This is a genomic window from Pseudomonas sp. DWP3-1-2 (assembly GCF_049896285.1).
In the GTDB taxonomy this organism is placed as follows: Bacteria; Pseudomonadota; Gammaproteobacteria; order Pseudomonadales; family Pseudomonadaceae; genus Aquipseudomonas.
This window is the reverse complement of sequence record NZ_JAFCTZ010000004.1, coordinates 109,849-127,198: the sequence shown is the minus strand read 5'-3', so window position 1 is coordinate 127,198 and position 17,350 is coordinate 109,849. Positions and strand designations below refer to the sequence as shown.

At 59.2% G+C, this 17,350-nt stretch carries 17 protein-coding genes; all 17 read right to left on the bottom strand.

The window, feature by feature from the left end; translation table 11 throughout:
- Positions 1–1,212, bottom strand: a complete 1,212-nt coding sequence (locus tag ACP7B0_RS12540; protein ID WP_426141690.1) for an O-succinylhomoserine sulfhydrylase — start codon at positions 1,210–1,212, stop codon at positions 1–3.
- Positions 1,213–1,231: 19 nt separating this feature from the next.
- Positions 1,232–2,740, bottom strand: a complete 1,509-nt coding sequence (gene purF / locus ACP7B0_RS12535; protein WP_426141689.1) for an amidophosphoribosyltransferase — start codon at positions 2,738–2,740, stop codon at positions 1,232–1,234.
- A 12-nt stretch (positions 2,741–2,752) separates the two neighbouring features.
- Positions 2,753–3,340: a CvpA family protein gene (locus ACP7B0_RS12530; protein WP_426141688.1), complete on the bottom strand. Its 588-nt coding sequence runs from the start codon at positions 3,338–3,340 to the stop codon at positions 2,753–2,755.
- Between the two features lie 99 nt (positions 3,341–3,439).
- Entirely contained in the window at positions 3,440–4,114 is a 675-nt protein-coding gene (locus tag ACP7B0_RS12525) for an SPOR domain-containing protein (RefSeq protein ID WP_426141687.1), read from the bottom strand.
- Positions 4,098–5,405 (bottom strand): bifunctional tetrahydrofolate synthase/dihydrofolate synthase, encoded by a 1,308-nt coding sequence (gene folC / locus ACP7B0_RS12520; protein WP_426141686.1) that lies wholly within the window; start codon positions 5,403–5,405, stop codon positions 4,098–4,100. Before folC ends, ACP7B0_RS12525 begins: the two co-directional genes overlap by 17 nt.
- Complete coding sequence (gene accD, locus ACP7B0_RS12515) at positions 5,402–6,322, bottom strand: acetyl-CoA carboxylase, carboxyltransferase subunit beta (protein WP_426141685.1); 921 nt, start codon at positions 6,320–6,322, stop codon at positions 5,402–5,404. Before accD ends, folC begins: the two co-directional genes overlap by 4 nt.
- A gap of 277 nt (positions 6,323–6,599) precedes the next feature.
- Positions 6,600–7,220 (bottom strand): phosphoribosylanthranilate isomerase, encoded by a 621-nt coding sequence (locus tag ACP7B0_RS12510; RefSeq protein WP_426141684.1) that lies wholly within the window; start codon positions 7,218–7,220, stop codon positions 6,600–6,602.
- Between the two features lie 60 nt (positions 7,221–7,280).
- Positions 7,281–8,105, bottom strand: a complete 825-nt coding sequence (gene truA / locus ACP7B0_RS12505; protein ID WP_426141884.1) for a tRNA pseudouridine(38-40) synthase TruA — start codon at positions 8,103–8,105, stop codon at positions 7,281–7,283.
- A 155-nt stretch (positions 8,106–8,260) separates the two neighbouring features.
- Positions 8,261–10,978, bottom strand: coding sequence for a FimV/HubP family polar landmark protein (locus ACP7B0_RS12500; protein WP_426141682.1), 2,718 nt, complete (start codon positions 10,976–10,978; stop codon positions 8,261–8,263).
- Positions 10,979–11,109: 131 nt separating this feature from the next.
- Entirely contained in the window at positions 11,110–12,120 is a 1,011-nt protein-coding gene (locus ACP7B0_RS12495; protein ID WP_426141681.1) for an aspartate-semialdehyde dehydrogenase, read from the bottom strand.
- 79 nt (positions 12,121–12,199) lie between these two features.
- Entirely contained in the window at positions 12,200–12,760 is a 561-nt protein-coding gene (locus ACP7B0_RS12490; protein WP_426141679.1) for a DUF1285 domain-containing protein, read from the bottom strand.
- A 10-nt stretch (positions 12,761–12,770) separates the two neighbouring features.
- Complete coding sequence (locus ACP7B0_RS12485) at positions 12,771–13,373, bottom strand: DUF4823 domain-containing protein (protein WP_426141678.1); 603 nt, start codon at positions 13,371–13,373, stop codon at positions 12,771–12,773.
- Positions 13,374–13,485: 112 nt separating this feature from the next.
- On the bottom strand, positions 13,486–14,148 hold the full coding sequence (locus ACP7B0_RS12480) for a TetR/AcrR family transcriptional regulator (RefSeq protein WP_426141677.1): 663 nt from the start codon (positions 14,146–14,148) through the stop codon (positions 13,486–13,488).
- Positions 14,149–14,552: 404 nt separating this feature from the next.
- Entirely contained in the window at positions 14,553–15,338 is a 786-nt protein-coding gene (locus tag ACP7B0_RS12475; RefSeq protein WP_426141676.1) for a TatD family hydrolase, read from the bottom strand.
- A 12-nt stretch (positions 15,339–15,350) separates the two neighbouring features.
- On the bottom strand, positions 15,351–15,707 hold the full coding sequence (locus tag ACP7B0_RS12470; RefSeq protein WP_426141675.1) for a PilZ domain-containing protein: 357 nt from the start codon (positions 15,705–15,707) through the stop codon (positions 15,351–15,353).
- Positions 15,708–15,737: 30 nt separating this feature from the next.
- Positions 15,738–16,724, bottom strand: a complete 987-nt coding sequence (locus ACP7B0_RS12465) for a DNA polymerase III subunit delta' (RefSeq protein ID WP_426141674.1) — start codon at positions 16,722–16,724, stop codon at positions 15,738–15,740.
- Positions 16,717–17,349, bottom strand: a complete 633-nt coding sequence (gene tmk / locus ACP7B0_RS12460) for a dTMP kinase (RefSeq protein ID WP_426141672.1) — start codon at positions 17,347–17,349, stop codon at positions 16,717–16,719. The genes ACP7B0_RS12465 and tmk overlap by 8 nt, the downstream gene beginning before the upstream one ends.
- Position 17,350: the final 1 nt, after the last annotated feature.

The window sequence follows — 17,350 nt, the reverse complement described above, 5'->3', positions numbered from 1 at the left end:
TCACAACGCCGCCAGACCACGCGCCAGATCGGCCTTGAGGTCAGCCACATCTTCCAGACCGACCGCTACCCGGATCAGACTGTCACGAATACCCGCTGCTTCACGCTCCTGTGGCGAGAGCCGCCCATGGGACGTGGTGCTTGGGTGCGTGATCGTGGTCTTGCTGTCACCCAGGTTGGCGGTGATAGAGATCAGGCGTGTGGCATCAATGAAGCGCCATGCGCCGTCCTTGCCACCCTTGACCTCGAAGCTCACCACCGCACCAAAGCCTTTCTGCTGGCGCTGGGCCAGAGCGTGCTGAGGATGGCTCGCGAGGCCGGAATAATGCACTTTCTCGATCCCGTCTTGCTGCTCCAGCCATTGCGCCAGCTCAAGGGCACTTGCGCAGTGCGCGCGCATGCGCAGGCTCAAGGTCTCAAGACCCTTGAGGAAGATCCAGGCATTGAACGGGCTCAGCGTCGGTCCCGCGGTGCGCAGAAAGCCGAGGACTTCTTTCATCTGCTCGCTGCGTCCGGCAACCACACCGCCCATGCAACGGCCCTGGCCGTCGATGAACTTGGTGGCCGAGTGAACCACGACATCCGCCCCCAACAGCAACGGCTGTTGCAGTGCCGGCGTACAGAAACAGTTATCCACGACCAGCATCGCGCCCTTGGCGTGAGCAATCTCGGCCAACGCGGCGATATCCACCAACTCGGCCAACGGATTGGACGGCGATTCGACGAACAGCAGTTTAGTGTTCGACTTGATGGCCGCGTCCCATCCAGCCAGTTCGGCCAGAGGTACGTAGTCAACTTCGACGCCAAAACGCTTGAAGTACTTCTCGAACAGGCTGATGGTCGAGCCAAACACACTGCGCGACACCAGTACATGATCGCCCGCACTGCACAGACTCATGACCGTTGCCATAATCGCGGCCATACCCGTCGCAGTCGCTACGGCCTGCTCGGCGCCTTCCAGCGCGGCGATGCGCTCCTCGAAGGAGCGCACAGTCGGGTTGGTATAGCGGGAGTAAACGTTACCGGGCACTTCCCCTGCAAACCGCGCGGCCGCGTCGGCCGCCGTGCGAAACACGTAGCTGGAGGTGAAGAACATCGGATCGCCGTGTTCGCCTTCCGGCGTACGATGCTGGCCTGCCCGCACAGCGAGGGTATCGAAACCCACGCCTTCAAGATCGCTGTCCAGCCGACCGGCATCCCATTCCTGAGTCATGCCGCGCCCTCCCTGATGATTAGTTGTTGTACAGATCGATGATCGCGCTCACGGCCTGGGTCTTGACCTTGGAAGCGTCATTACGCGCCTGCTCGATCTTGTTCAGATAATGCTCGTCAATATCGCCAGTGACGTACTTGCCGTCGAAGACCGAGCAGTCGAAGTTATCGATCTTGATCTTCTTGCTACCGCTGACCGCTTCAATCAGGTCATTCAGGTCCTGATAGATCAACCAGTCGGCACCAATCAGATCGGCAACGTCCTGAGTGGTGCGGTTGTGGGCGATCAGCTCGTGAGCGCTAGGCATGTCAATGCCATACACGTTCGGGTAGCGAACAGCCGGGGCCGCCGAGCAGAAATAGACATTCTTCGCGCCCGCTTCCCGCGCCATCTGGATAATCTGCTTGCACGTGGTACCACGCACGATGGAGTCATCCACCAGCATCACGTTCTTGCCGCGGAACTCCAGTTCGATGGCGTTGAGCTTCTGGCGTACGGATTTCTTGCGTGCCGCCTGGCCAGGCATGATGAACGTACGGCCGATATAACGGTTCTTGACGAAGCCTTCACGGAACTTGACGCCCAGGTGGTTGGCCAGCTCGAGGGCGGCGGTACGGCTGGTGTCAGGAATCGGGATGACCACATCGATGTCGTGATCCGGGCGCTCGCGCAGGATCTTGTCGGCCAGCTTCTCGCCCATGCGCAGACGCGCCTTATAAACCGAGATACCGTCGATGATGGAGTCCGGACGCGCCAGATAGACGTGTTCAAAGATGCAGGGGGCGTATTTAGGGTTTGCAGCGCACTGACGGGTATGCAGCTTGCCATCTTCGGTGATGTAAACCGCTTCGCCCGGTGCCAGGTCACGAATCAGCGTGAAGCCGAGTACGTCAAGGGAGACGCTCTCGGACGCAATCATGTATTCGACACCTTCGTCGGTATGACGCTGGCCGAACACGATCGGGCGGATGGCATCCGGGTCGCGGAAGCCCACGATGCCATAGCCGGTAATCATCGCGACGACGGCATAGCCGCCACGGCAACGATTGTGCACGTCGGTCACTGCGGCAAAAACGTCTTCCTCGGTGGGCTGCAATTTGCCCCGCTGAGCCAGTTCATGGGCGAAGACGTTGAGCAACACTTCCGAATCGGAATTGGTGTTGACGTGGCGCAGGTCAGATTCGTAAATCTCCTTGGCCAGCTGCTCGACGTTGGTCAGGTTGCCGTTGTGGGCCAACGTGATGCCATACGGCGAGTTGACATAGAACGGCTGCGCCTCGGCCGAGGTCGAGCTGCCCGCTGTCGGATAACGCACATGGCCAATGCCCATATGTCCGACCAGACGCTGCATATGGCGCTGGTGGAATACGTCACGAACCAACCCATTGTCCTTGCGCAGGAATAACCGGCCATCATGACTGGTTACGATACCGGCAGCGTCCTGGCCGCGGTGCTGGAGGACGGTTAGCGCGTCATACAGCGCCTGATTGACATTCGACTTACCAACGATACCGACGATGCCACACATGCGACACAACCCCTACTTAGTGGAACTGGATTTACCGAGCACTTCCTGCGGCACTGAAGGCGGCAGGAGGTGATCCTTGAACGGCAGGTCAGCAGGTACGCTGATGCCGCTGGCGAGCCACTTGCTGGACATCCCGAGAATCAGGTTTTTCGACCAGTCAGCGACCATGAGAAATTGTGGCAACAACCTGGACTGTTGCCACCATTGATCCTGTTGCACCGGCCCCAGGCTCAACAGCCCGACTGCCACTACGACAAGCAGGCCCCCGCGCGCGGCGCCGAAGACCATGCCGAGAAAACGATCGGTCCCGGAAAGCCCGGTGACTCGAATCAGTTCTCCGATGAGAAAGTTGACCATTGCGCCGACCAGCAATGTGGCGACAAAAAGAATAGTACAGGCTGCGATCACCCTGAACGAGGGCGTCTCGATATAACTGACCAAATACTGCGAAAGCCCCGCACCGAACATCCAGGCAACAACACCTGCAATGATCCAGGTCACCAACGACAGGGCTTCCTTGACGAAGCCGCGCTTGAGACTGATCAGAGCAGAAATGACGACAATCCCGAGGATCGCCCAGTCGACCGGGGTAAATGGCACGTTTGAGCCTGCGAACAGATAAGGCGGCGCATTTTAGCAGAGCGCCAGCCTGCCGGTAAGCGGGGATTACCGGCAGGCCTTACATTCGCTGAAAAAGCCTCAGCCGCGTTCGGGCTGGAAGCGTACAACGATACCCTTGAGCTTCTGCTGCTTGTCGAGTTGATCGCGCAGACGATCAGCTTCGGCACGCTCGATGAGCGGCCCGACAAACACCCGGTTCACATTACCGGCAGTGCGGATATAAGCGTTGTAGCCTTGGGTACGCAGGGTTTTCTGCAGATTGTCGGCATTGGCCCGGCTAGACATGCTGGCCAGTTGCACCGTCCAACTGACCGACAGGCCATTGGCGTCTACACCGCTTGGCGCGGCTGGCTTGGTCGCCACCTGTGCGGGCGCACTCGCAGGAGCAGTCGGGGCAGGCGCTGGTTTGGGCGTCGGCTTGACGGCAGGGGCCGATGGCGCGGGTGCCGCGGGTGCAGTAACGGGTTTTTCAGGCGCAGGCGCGATGGGGGTCGACGGCGCTTGACTGCTCTGGCTCAAATCATCGTCTGTGGGCACCGGTTCCTGAGGAAGCTCCTGCGGTTCGGGAACCGGGACGGGCTCTACCTGCACCTGAGGCGTTGCCGGCGCTTGAGGCGCGGCCGGTGCGTCCACCACGACGCGATGCGTCTCATCCTGACGCGTGAACAGCATGGGCAGGAAGATCACCGCCACGGCAATAAGCACCAGAGCGCCAACCATTCGCTGTTTGAATACGTTATCCAGCAGTGCCATTTGAAGCTTCCTCTTTGGCGTGCCGGGTCAACCATTCCAGGGCCTCGGCAACACAGTAAAAAGACCCGAACAGCAAAATTTCGTCATCGGTCGTCGCGTGCGCGCATTGAGCTTCCAGTGCCAACGCAACACTCTGATAGGACGCCACTTTTGCGCCAAGGTTCTGTAGTGCCACCTGAAGATCGGACGCCGGACGGCTGCGAGAGGTCGGCAACGGCGCAACAGCCCATTCGTCGATACTGCCAACCAGCTCGGCGACCACACCTTCGAGCTCCTTGTCGGCCAGCAAACCAAATACCGCAAGACGCCTGCCAGCCACCGGACGCTCAGCCATGCGACGAGCAAGAAACTGCGCGGCATGGGGGTTGTGACCCACATCCAGCAGCAAATGAAGCGCTTTGCCATGCCAGTTGAACGAGCGGCGGTCCAGGCGTCCGATGATCCGGGTGCCAGACAAGGCCTCCCGAATAACCTCAGGTTGCCAGCCAACGTCCAGTAGCAGGAAGGCTTGTAACGCCAGCGCAGCGTTTTCCATGGGCAAATCGAGCAGGGGCAGGTCGCGCAACTCAATCAAACGCCCTTCCCGGTCGCGACCCAACCAGTTCCAGTTGCGCTCGGTGATCGACAAATCGAACTCGCGACCCCGCAACGACAGTGGACAGTTGAGTGCAGCGGCCTGAGCCAGCAAAGGTTCAGGCGGGTCAAGATCACCGCACAGGGCAGGACGACCTTCGCGGAAAATACCGGCTTTTTCGAAAGCGACGGATTCGCGGGTATCCCCCAGCCAGTCAGCGTGGTCGATACCGATACTGGTGACCAGCGCCAGATCGGCATCAATCAGGTTGACCGCGTCCAGACGACCGCCAAGACCAACCTCAAGCACCGCCACGTCCAGCCCGGCCTGCTCGAACAACCAGAACGCCGCCAGCGTGCCCATTTCGAAATAGGTCAACGTGACATCGCCACGCGCCGCCTCGACAGCCGCAAACGCATCGCACAACTCGATATCCGTGGCTTCGACGCCCTGCACCTGCACCCGCTCGTTGTATCGAAGCAGATGAGGCGAACTGTAGACCCCGACTTTCAGCCCCTGGGCCTGGAGCAGCCCGGCAAGGAACGCGCAGGTCGAACCCTTGCCGTTGGTCCCGGTGACGGTTATCACCCGAGGCGCAGGCCGGGTCAGACCCAGTTGCCGAGCGACCTGTTGCGAACGCTCCAGCCCCATATCGATGGCCGAAGGGTGCAGTTGCTCCAGATAGGCAAGCCAGTCGCCCAGCGATCCTGGGGTCATACGTTAGCCGGAGCCGGCGGAACAACAACATGTTCCACTACCGGCGGTACGAATACAGGGGTCGGCAGGCTCATCAATTGTGCGAGCAGATTCCCCAGGCGCGGACGCAGTTCCTGACGATCAATGATCATGTCGATAGCGCCATGATCCAGAAGGAACTCGCTGCGCTGGAAGCCTTCAGGCAGCTTCTCGCGAACGGTCTGCTCGATCACGCGAGGGCCTGCAAAGCCGATCAACGCTTTTGGCTCGGCAACGATCACATCACCCAGCATCGCCAGGCTGGCGGACACGCCGCCGTAGACCGGATCAGTGAGCACGGAAATGAACGGCAGCCCTTCTTCACGAAGACGAGCCAGAACCGCTGAGGTCTTGGCCATCTGCATCAGGGAGATCAGGGCTTCCTGCATGCGCGCACCACCGGATGCGGCGAAGCAGACCATCGGGCAGCGTTTTTCCAATGCATGGTTGGCAGCCTGAACGAAGCGCTCGCCCACGATGGCGCCCATGGAGCCACCCATGAAAGAGAACTCGAATGCACAGGCAACCACCGGCATGCCCAGCAAGGAACCGCTCATGGAAATCAGGGCGTCCTTTTCACCAGTCTGCTTCTGCGCCCCCGTGAGGCGATCCTTGTATTTTTTGCTGTCACGAAACTTCAGGCGGTCCACTGGCTCCAGGTCCGCACCGATCTCGGCACGGCCATCGGCATCCAGGAAGATGTTCAGGCGCGCCCGGGCACCAATACGCATGTGATGATTGCACTTGGGGCAGACGTCCAGGGTCTTTTCCAGTTCCGGACGATAAAGCACCGCCTCGCAGGATGGGCACTTGTGCCAGAGGCCTTCGGGAACCGAGCTTTTCTTGACCTCGGAACGCATGATCGAAGGGATCAGCTTGTCTACCAACCAGTTGCTCATGCTTTATTTTCTCCAGTACCGGTGGCTCGAACGCAGAAAAATCAACTTCTGCGCATGCCCTTGACTCAATTCTTGGATGATCTGACAACGTATCGTCAGCGATCGGCAACAGGCCTGACCTGCATGACAGCAACGTCATCAATCGTGGAACAGCAACAACTTCAGCGAGGCGTATCGACGCCTGCGCATTTCAAATTCGACCCGTACGCCAATCCCGCACGCAGGGCTATGGACGGCGCACAACCAAAAGCCGTCACATCCACAGACGGGATGACCATCAAGCGCCGTGCACCGCACTCATGAATGCACGGATCTTGTCATGATCCTTGATGCCCCTGCTCTTTTCGACCCCGCCGCTGACATCCACGGCATAAGGCCGAACCTGGGCAATCGCTTGAGCCACGTTGGCGGACGTCAAACCGCCTGCCAGAATAATCGGTTTGTTCAGGCCGCCGGGAATCAGCGCCCAGTCAAAGGTCTCACCCGTTCCCCCAGGGACGCCGGCGACGTAGGCGTCCAGCAAAATACCGCTGGCTCCGGAGTAAGCACGGCAACTGGCGGCAATATCGTCACCGGCCTGGACACGCAAGGCCTTGATGTACGGACGATGATAGCCTTCGCATTGCGCCGGGGTTTCGTCGCCATGGAACTGCAGCAGGTCCAGCGGCACAGCGTCGAGCGTCTCGTTAAGTTCGCAAGGGCTGGCATTGACGAAAAGCCCGACGGTGCTGATGAAAGGCGGCAAGGCAGCGATGATCGCTCGCGCCTGCTGCACGGTGACGGCACGCGGACTTTTGGCATAAAAAACCAGACCGATAGCGTCAGCGCCTGCTTCAACGGCAGCCAAGGCGTCTTCTATGCGGGTAATGCCGCAGATCTTGCTGCGAACGGCTGACATGTCAGAGAACCCCAAGCCTTTCAGTAAAGTCCGGGATGGTAACAAATGCTTTTCCCAACGTCAGCCGTCAAGTTCCGAGAAGCCTGTGAGAAAGTGCGGACCTATATAGCGTTCCGGCAATGGAAACTCATCCCGGTACTCAACCTGCACCAGATAAAGCCCATAGGGATGCGCGGTCACGCCACCAGTCCTGCGAACGCGGCTCTCCAGTACCTCCCTGGCCCACTCAATCGGACGCTCACCGGTGCCGATGGTCATCAGTACGCCGGCGATATTGCGCACCATATGATGCAAAAAGGCATTGGCGCGCACGTCGATGACAATCATTTTGCCGTGTCGCGAGACCCGCAGATGATGCAGCTGTTTGATCGGCGACTTGGCCTGACACTGCCCTGCCCGGAAGGCACTGAAATCATGCGTCCCCACTAGATGGGCGGCTGCCAGCGCCATGCGCTCGGCGTCCAGCGGACGGTGGTTCCAGGTGATTTCCTGGCCCAGATGAGCCGGGCGGATCTGATCGTTGTAGATGACATACCGATAGCGCCGGGCGATGGCCTTGAAGCGCGCATGAAAATCCGCAGGCATGACTTTGGCCCATGTCACGCTGACATCATGGGGCAGATTGATATTGGCACCCATCACCCAGGCTTTCATGGATCGTTCGGCCTGGGTATCGAAGTGGACCACCTGGCCACAGGCGTGAACGCCCGCGTCGGTACGCCCGGCGCACAACAGCGAGACCGGCGAATCCGCCACTTTGGACAGCGCGTTTTCAAGGGTTTCCTGGACGGTCAGCACCCCTGATGCCTGACGCTGCCAGCCGCAATAACGTGAACCCTTGTACTCGACACCGAGTGCGATTCTGGAAAAACCAGCGGCGGCCATTTCGGCCGCCGCGTTATCTATATTCGCCAAGAAGTAACAGCCTGTTGAATGACAAAACGGCGCTCATTATAAGGCCGCTGATAAAAGACGCCATGCGCCCTGCCCTGAAATGCAAACGGCCGCGAAAGCGGCCGTTGCAGTGCATCACAGAACACTCAGGCCAGACGACTCAGCATCTCCCTGGCTTCGGATTTCTGGCCGTCATCACCTTCGGTGACCACCTCATCCAGAATATCCCGGGCGCCGTCACTGTCACCCATTTCGATATAGGCACGGGCCAGATCGAGCTTGGTGGCCGCTTCGTCGGTGCCTGCCAGGAAATCAAATTCCGGCTCGTCATCGTCAAGCGCGGCGGCGTCTTCGGCGGTGAAACTCGGCGCTTCGAATGGCGTGGCAATAGGCGGCTGCTCAAGATCCTGTGCCAACCGTTCCAGCTCGGCGTTGACATCTTCGATCTCGGAGGCAAACGCCTGGTTCGCCTGATCGGTCTCGATTTCATCGGCAAGCGACAGATCGAAGTCATCCGGCAGATCCAGATCGTGTGGCGCTTCAGCAGGGGCCTTAGCGCCCAGATCCAGCGGTTGCTCCTCAAGACCCAGAAGGAAATCATCCTCGGCGCTGAGCGCAGGCTCGTCCTCGGAGATATCCAGATCAAAGTCCGCCAGTTCGTCAGGCGTGCCTGAGGCCTTGGCTTCGCTTTGCTGTTTCAATACAGACTCAAAGCTGAGCTCGTCATCGTCATCCACTGAGGACAACCCAGGGGCATCCAGCACCTGAGGCTCCGCCGGGGTGTCGACCTGCGCCACAGGCTCATCTTCGAGATCATCCAGACTCAGATCGAAATCGTGTTCAAGCTCATCAAGTTCTTCAGCCGGGGCGACGGGTTCTGGCACTTCCGGCAAAAATGCCGGTTCGGGTTCAGGCTCTTCAGCCTTGGGGGCTTCCGGCTCGTCGAGCAGCAACTCCTCGAGGTACTTGGCATCCAGTTCTGCGGCAACCGCAGCAGCACTGGCTGTTGCGGCAGCTGCCACAACGCCAGCGGTGATCATGGCCGGGTAACGACTCTTGAGCTGCTCGACCTCAGCGTGGTGCTTTCCCCCAGCCACCATCTTCCGTTCATGGACCGCAAAAGCCTTGCTGTTGCCCTGCTCGGCATAGATTTCCATGAGTTTCAGACGAATGTCGTCTCGGGCTGGATCGTCTTTCAATGACTCTTCCAGCAGCTCGACAGCCTGATTCATACGGCCATAAGCGATGTGAATCTCGGCCTGAACCAGCGGATCGGCGGGACGTTCGCGCGCCGGGTCGGCGGCCGGGCTTCCCACCGGGGCCATTTTCACGTTAGGCGGCGGCACGTTCAGCCCTTCGAAACTGGCCAGCGGCACTTCCATGTCCATGTCAGACACGAATTCAGATTCTTCCGCCAGCGCACGGGCCATGCGACGGTGCTTTTCGGCCTCGGCTTTAGCATTGCGGCGACGGGCGAGAAACAGCATCAACAGCAGCAGAAGCAACACCACCGCACCGCCAATCAACCCGAGAACGATCGGGTTATTGAGCAGTTGCTTGAACGCGTTGTCGGAATCCGCATCCTGAGCCGCGACAGGATCCACGGTCAGGGGCTGATCCGCAGCAGGGGCGGTGACTTGAGCCTCGCCTGTCGGAAGTGCGTCTTCGGGTGCGATTTCTCCCGGCGGCTGGGCGGCCGCATCGACAGCACCGGGAGCCGGGACCAATGCAGCCGGCAAAGCAGAGTCGGCAGGCACCGGCGGAACGACACCCCCCGCGGCCTGCATTTTGGCCAGTTGATCGCTCTTGAGCTGAATCAGGCGTTGCATCTTGTCCAGCTGGCTCTGCAGGTCGTCCATCCGGCTTTTCAGCTCGGCGTTTTCGCGACGTGCGGTATCCAGGTTTTCTTCGGCGACGGCCAGCTTGTTAGTCAGGCCCTTGTTGCCTGCCGCCCCATTGGCGCCCGCTGCAACCAGACTCAGATTATCCGTTGGCGCAATTCTGGACGGCGCGGCACCGGCGCGATCCCTTCGGGTGGCATCCACTTGACGCGTGCCTGCCGGCAAGCGACGGCCCTGGCGCCATGCCTGATTCTGCTCGGCGACCTGTGCCAGAGCCTGAGGCTGAGGTAAAGCCGTGGCTTGTTGAGGGCTAGGCAGGCGCAGCACCTGGCCTTTTTTGAGCCGATTGATGTTGCCGCCGATGAAGGCATCAGGGTTCAGAGCCTGAATCGCCAGCATCGTTTGCTGCACGGTCCCGCTGCCACCGACTTTTTCGGCAATTTCCCAGAGGGTGTCGTTATTGGCGGTCGTGTATTGCGCAGGCTTGGCGTCGGCGGCCGGCGCCGCTTCAGGCGTCGGTGTAGCGGGCGCAACCGCTGGCGTTTCTGGCGCTTGCTCAGGACCAGGAGCGGTCGCGGGCAATTGTGGCGCTACTGCGGCAGCGGCAGCCGCCTCAGGGGAGAATTTTGGAGGGTCCAGCAACAGGCTGTATTCGCGCAGCAAGCGACCGTTGGGCCAGAGCACCTGCACCAGGAATTTCACATAGGGCTCACGCACCGGCTTGCTGGAGGTAATGCGCAGAACGCTTTTACCGTTGGCATTGATGACCGGAGTGAACGTGAGGTCGTTGAGAAACGCCTGTCGAGTAACCCCCGCCTGAGCGAAGTCGGCAGTGGTCGCCAGGCTTGGCACCACTTGCGTGGCGTTCAGGCCCTGCGCCTGTGTCAATTCGATTTCGGCCACGAGCGGTTGATTCAGGGTCGACTTGACCGACAACTCCCCAAGCCCCAGCGCATGCGCCATGCCTGATGAGAACGCTGAAGCCGCAGCAATTGCCAATACCAGTTTGCGAACCTGAACCATAGCCCATCCCTTGTTTAAAACTCCCCGGCACCCGGGAAGGTAAAGCGTGCATTGGATGTCTAGACAGACATCTCAGGAGATCGATGACACACACGGCTAGAAAGATTCTTTAAATTCTTTGCAAGTATCTTTTACACATAGTCTTTTATCAACAATTGCGCGACCTGCACAGCATTGAGCGCAGCGCCTTTTCGCACATTATCCGACGTAACCCACAGATTGAGTTCGGACGGGTCGTCTATCGCGCTACGCACGCGCCCTACATAGACCACATCCTGACCGACCGCATCCCCTACCGCCGTCGGGTAATCGCCGGCTTCCACCAGCTCGATTCCAGGCGCAGCCTCCAGCGCGGCATTCACGGCTGCCAGATCAACGGGACCCGAGGCTTGCAACGACACGGTGAAGCTGTCGCCGAAGAACACCGGTGCCTGGATGCAGGTGGCCGAAACCTTGAGTAAAGGCAGCATCAGCAACTCTCGCAACTCTGCCACCAGACGAACTTCCAAAGGCGTATGGCCTTGAGCGTCCGGCGCACCGACCTGGGCAAGCAGGTTAAATGCCATCTGCCGGTCAAAAAAGCGCGGTTCCAGCGGGCGGATGTTCAACAGTTCAGTGGTTTGACGCGCCAGTTCGGCAACCCCTTCCCGGCCCTGACTCGAGACCGCCAGACACGCCGTGACATTCACGCGCTGAATTTTTAGAACATCAAGCAGCGGCGCCAGGGTCAGGGCGATGGCCGTGCCTGAAGCACTCGGGCTGGATAGCTGGTAAGGCTCGCCTTGGGCCTGGATCAATTGCGCGTTGATTTCCGGCACCACGCCAGGCGCATCAGCGGCAGGCAACCCACCTGACAAGTCGATCACCGAGCAGCCCGCCGCCAGGGCGCGCGCGGCATAACTGCGAGTGATGGCAGGGCCAGCGGCAAAGAACGCAATCCGGGCTTTATTGAAGGAAAACTCGTCGACTTCTTTGACGCGTACGTTTTTGCCGCGAAATGGCACGGAGTGACCCGCTGACTCGATGCTGGCCAGCAAATGCAACTGCCCAACCGGGAAGTCGAGCTCTTCAAGAATCTGGACAATGGTTTCGCCGACAGTACCGGTGGCGCCGATCACGGCAATGTCAAAGGACTGGCTCATGCAAAAACCTCAGGAAATCAGGGAGCGGCACTTTAACCGTCGTGTCGCGAGCAGGCAATTGGAGCGAAGGGTTCGCCACTCAGGGCTCAACACCTATGGGGAAGAACACCCCGCCACTCCAGACCCCCAGCCAGCGCTGCCCCTCCATATCACGTGGCACCGCCAACTCCACCAACTGATAAAAGACGTTGCGATGAATGAGTGCTTCAAGGTTGGCCCGCACATGCACGTAAGGTGAGGGTTCGTCCGTCTCGGGATCGATCAGTACCCGTAGAGCATGCTCAGGACCGGCTTCAGTCACGTCATCCACCTGGGTGGTAAAGCGCAGGAGTTGCCGCTCACCCTCGCCTTCCACTTGCAGGCTGACAGCCACGAACGGCGCATCGTCTACCGTGATGCGAACCTTCTCCACCGGCGTGATCAGGAAATAGTCATCGCCATCGCGACGCATGATGGTAGAAAACAGCCGCACCATGGGCTTGCGGCCAATAGGGGTGCCTTGGTAGTACCAGGTGCCGTCGCGCGCGATACGCATGTCAATATCGCCACAGAAATCCGGGTTCCACAAATGAACAGGCGGCAACCCTTTGGATTTGGGGATCTGCGCAAACAGATCATTGGCCTTGCCTGTGTCACTCATGTCCTTCTCCTTAACGGCTCACGCCCAATAGACTACGAGCGTAATCCTCCATAGGCGGGCCAAGCAAATCCTCTGGCCGGGTGTCATGCAGCGTCAGCAATCCGCCGCGACTGCGAATCCGCGCACTGTCGATCAGGTAACGTGTGCTGGTCTCGATCACCATCAGTTGAATCACACCACTGTCTATACCCAGCCGGTCCAACGCTTCCTGATCGGACCATTCATCCGTGTTGCCGATCCGGTCATCGGCCCTGGCGAAGCGGGTATAGAGCAGGTAATGGGCACCGGCGGCACGTGCTTCGTTCATCGCGTCGTCCAGGCCCAGCGGGCCACGAGCGCGACGCACCATGGGGAAATATTCGATGAAACCCTTGAAGGCTTCTTCCGCCACCACGTTAGGTCTTGGGTACGCGCTGCCCGGCGGCGCGAACGGACCCTGAGCGATATAAATGAAAGAATCGGGCTGCAAGCGCCAATTGCTGATGCGGCGAGTGTCGCTGTGATCAAGCAACCCGGCGTCACTGAATTGATCATGAGCGCCCTGGCCCAAATCACTGACCTTCATGCAACCATTCAACGCCAACAACGCCAGTAGCAAAACCAGGCTACGCATCACTTCCTCCCAAGTGCCGGTGACGGAAAACCGGCGAATGGTCGTCGGATGCAGCTTCCGCGCCATCATGGGCAAAGCAGCCGTTAACGCGTGAACGGGCCCGGAAAACGCTTCACTGGCCAGCCTTATCGGGGTCGATGTCGGCAATCACCTCAGGATCGCGCTTGCGCTTGTTGCCCATGCGTACGCCGATGTCCATGAGGAACTGGAAAAAGCCTTCCTGATCTTCCAGGACATTGCTCCAGAACGGCGAGTGGTACAGCGCCACTGCGCCGTGCACCAACGCCCAGGCGGCGCAATAGTGAAAATAGGGCGGGACATCTTCAAGCTTGCCTTCGTTGATGCGGCCCTTGATCAGCAACGTCAGGCGTTCGAAGTTGGAGGCGCGGATCTTGTGCAACTCCTCCACCATCTCCGGGACCTGATTGCCTTTGACGACTTTCTCTTCAAGGCGGTCAAACAACCGATAACGCTGGGGGTCGCGCATGCGGAACTCAAAGTACGCACGAGACAGCGCCTCCTTGTCCTTGTCGACATCCGCCGAGTGCAGCAGCTCGTTCAAATCGCGCTCGTAGTCGAGCATCAGACGCAGATAGATCTCCGCCTTGGACTTGAAGTGCTTGTAGATCGTGCCTTTGCCGATACCGACGGCGTCAGCAATCATCTCGACGGTGACGCTGTCTTCACCTTGATCGAGGAACAGCTTGAGCGCGGTATCGAGAATTTCTTGCTCACGGCGACGAAACTCACGGACCTTACGGGGTTCTTTCTGCATAAGAAGGACTGTAGGGGTCAAAATCGAAGCCGGGTATTATGCCTAACTTGCACGAAATTGCACGGATCATCCGACCATGACGAGGTTTTTTGGCCCAAATGGCCAAATCCGCGAATTAAGCTGTAAAGGCGAATGCGCGATCGCCCCATGCTTTCATCACGGACTCAATAGCCCGCCAGCTATTCCAAATCTGTTTAAAAAACGAACAAAACGGACTGGACGCTGGGCAATACTGACCAATACTTAAGACGTTGGCGTTGCATATCCCCCAAATGACGCGCCAGTAAAGGTGCCGATGGATGGCGCACCTTTGTTTTACTCCTAATGGTCTTAACCCGGATTCACCCCCCAGAACCCGGGTTTTTTTTGCCCTGGGTTTGGTCGCAGGCAATCCAGCCCAGCCGTCAGCGCGTGAGGTGCGCCAACGGAAACAGGCGTGCAAAATTGTCGGTGGTCATCCGGGCAAAATGCTCGTAAGACTCGCCACGCAACATCGCCAGAAACTCGGCAACCTCGCGCACGTATTGAGGCAGATTGGGCTTGCCCCGATAAGGGATAGGCGCCAGATAAGGCGAGTCGGTTTCCACCAGCAGTCGATCCGCTGGCACCTGACGCGCCACGTCGCGCAAGGCGTCGGCATTACGGAACGTGACGATGCCCGACAAGGAAATGTAGAAACCCAGATCCAGCGCGGCCTTGGCCATTTCCCAGTCTTCGGTAAAGCAATGCAGCACACCGCCCTGTGGCAAGGCTGCTTCGCGCAACAGCTTCAAGGTATCGGCACGAGCGCCGCGGGTGTGAACAATCACGGGTTTGCCAGTGACATTGGCGGCCTGCAGATGCAGGCGAAATGAGGCCTGCTGCAGATCGGCGGCTTCCGGCTCGTAATGGTAATCCAGGCCGGTTTCACCGATGGCGATCACGCGCGGATGATTCAACTCGCCCAGCAGCCATTCCAGCGCAGGGGCTTCGCCGGGCTTTAAATCCAGCGGATGGATGCCGACCGAGCAATCCACGTCGTCATACCGTTCTGCCAGCCCTTTCACCGCGCCCGCATTGTCAGCGCTGACGCCGATGCAGAGAAAATGCCCGACCCCTCTTTCACGGGCAGCGGCAAGGGCGGCGTCCAGAGAGCCTGCGTGCTCAGCAAGGTCCAGGCGATCAAGGTGGCAATGGGAATCTACGAGCATGGCAATGGGCATCTACATCGTGTGGGTAGGACGGTCGGACTTCAAAGCACCGGCCAGATAGGTTTCGATCATGTTGCGGGCGGTATTGTCGCCGTCATTGAATTGCACGCCAACACCCGCCGCCCTGTTGCCCTGGGCACCTTTTGGGGTAATCCACGTGACCTTGCCAGCCACCGGAACCTTTTCCGGCTCATCCATCAGGTTAAGCAACATGAACACTTCATCCCCCAGCTTGTAGCTTTTGCTGGTCGGGATGAATAAACCGCCGTTCCTGATGAACGGCATGTAAGCGGCGTAGAGCACAGATTTGTCCTTGATGGTCAGGGACAAAATACCGTTACGGGGACCGGGATTCAGCGGCAAGCTCATGACTGCTCCTCAAAGGTGGAATAACGATAACTAGCGTTGCGGCGGCAAGGCAGCCCACTGGACCAATAGCGCTTCGAGCAACAGCACACGGTTCAGATTGGCCTTGGACATGACTTTCTGGCGCTGGGCCAGTATCCAGTCCTGAATATCCAGGATTTTGGCCTGAGTGGTTTTCTGCGCCATGTATTGCAGCACTTTACGCATATCCGCCAGACCAAGGCCTTCTTCATCCTCAGTGAGCTGATAGCGCAGGATCAGATGCGACCAGTCGCAGAACCAGTCAAATAGCAGCAACAACGGAATATCTTTCCAGCCTTCGGCCAGTTGCGTGGGCGATTGCTGTTGCTTGAGCAGTTTCTTCACCCCGTCGACCACCAGCGCGCGCTGCTCTCGAACACCCTGAGCCTGAAGACTGACGGCCGCCAAAGGAGAACCTGCGGCCAGCACCAACAGCTCGTTGCGCTCTTGCTCAGTGCAATCGGGCAACGCATGGGCAAGCCAGTCCAGACTCATGGCTTCGCTGGGCAGCGGACAGGCCTGCTGCACGCAACGGCTTCTGACGGTCGGCAACAACCGGCTCGGCTGATGACTGACCAACAACAGCACGGTGTTTCCTGACGGCTCTTCAAGACTTTTGAGCAAGGCGTTGGCGGCGTTGATGTTCATCGACTCCACCGGCTCGATCAACACCACTTTACGCCCGCCCATTTGCGCGGTCTGCACGACAAAACTTACCAGATCACGGACCTGATCAACCTTGATCGCCTTGTCGGCCTCTTCCGGCTCCAGCACGTAGTTATCCGGATGGCTGCCGGCCACCAGCAACAGGCAAGACTTGCATTGCCCGCACGCATCAAGCCCTTCCGGGCGCTGGCACAGCAGGCTGGCCATCAGGCGCTCGGCCAATGCTCGCTTGCCGATCCCGGCGGGGCCGTGCAGCAGGTACGCGTGAGCGTGTTGAGCACGCCCGGCCATTTGCTGCCAGAGTGCTTCCTGCCAAGGATAAGCCTCAGCCACGGTAAAGCCCCAGAATCTCCGGCAGCAAGGCATTCAGCGATTGCTGGACGTCAGACAGGGGTAATGCCGCATTGACCAGGCGATAACGGGCGGGCTCGGCATCGGCCCTCTTCAGATAGGTGCTGCGTACGGCATCAAAGAACGTCCGGCCTTCCTGCTCGAATCGATCCAGTCGACCTCGCGCCGAGGCACGGGCCAGACCGACTTCAACCGGCAAATCGAACACCAGCGTCAGGTCGGGTCGCAGATCCCCCTGGACAAAATCCTCCAGTGTCGAGATTCGCTGAAGAGACACGCCACGGCCACCGCCCTGATAGGCATAGGTCGCATCGGTGAAACGATCGCACAGAACGACGGCCCCGCGGGCCAAGGCCGGGCGAATCACTTGGGCCAGGTGCTGCGCCCGCGCAGCGAATACCAGCAGCAGCTCGGTGTCGGCATGCATGGGCTCATCGCTGGGTGCCAGCAGCAATTCACGGATACGCTCGGCCAGCGGTGTGCCGCCGGGCTCGCGGGTCAGCAGAACATCGATCCCTTCGGCGCGAAGTCGGTCGGCCAGGTATTCGCGGTTGGTGCTTTTACCAGCGCCCTCCGGACCTTCAAGGGTGATAAACAGGCCAGTCACA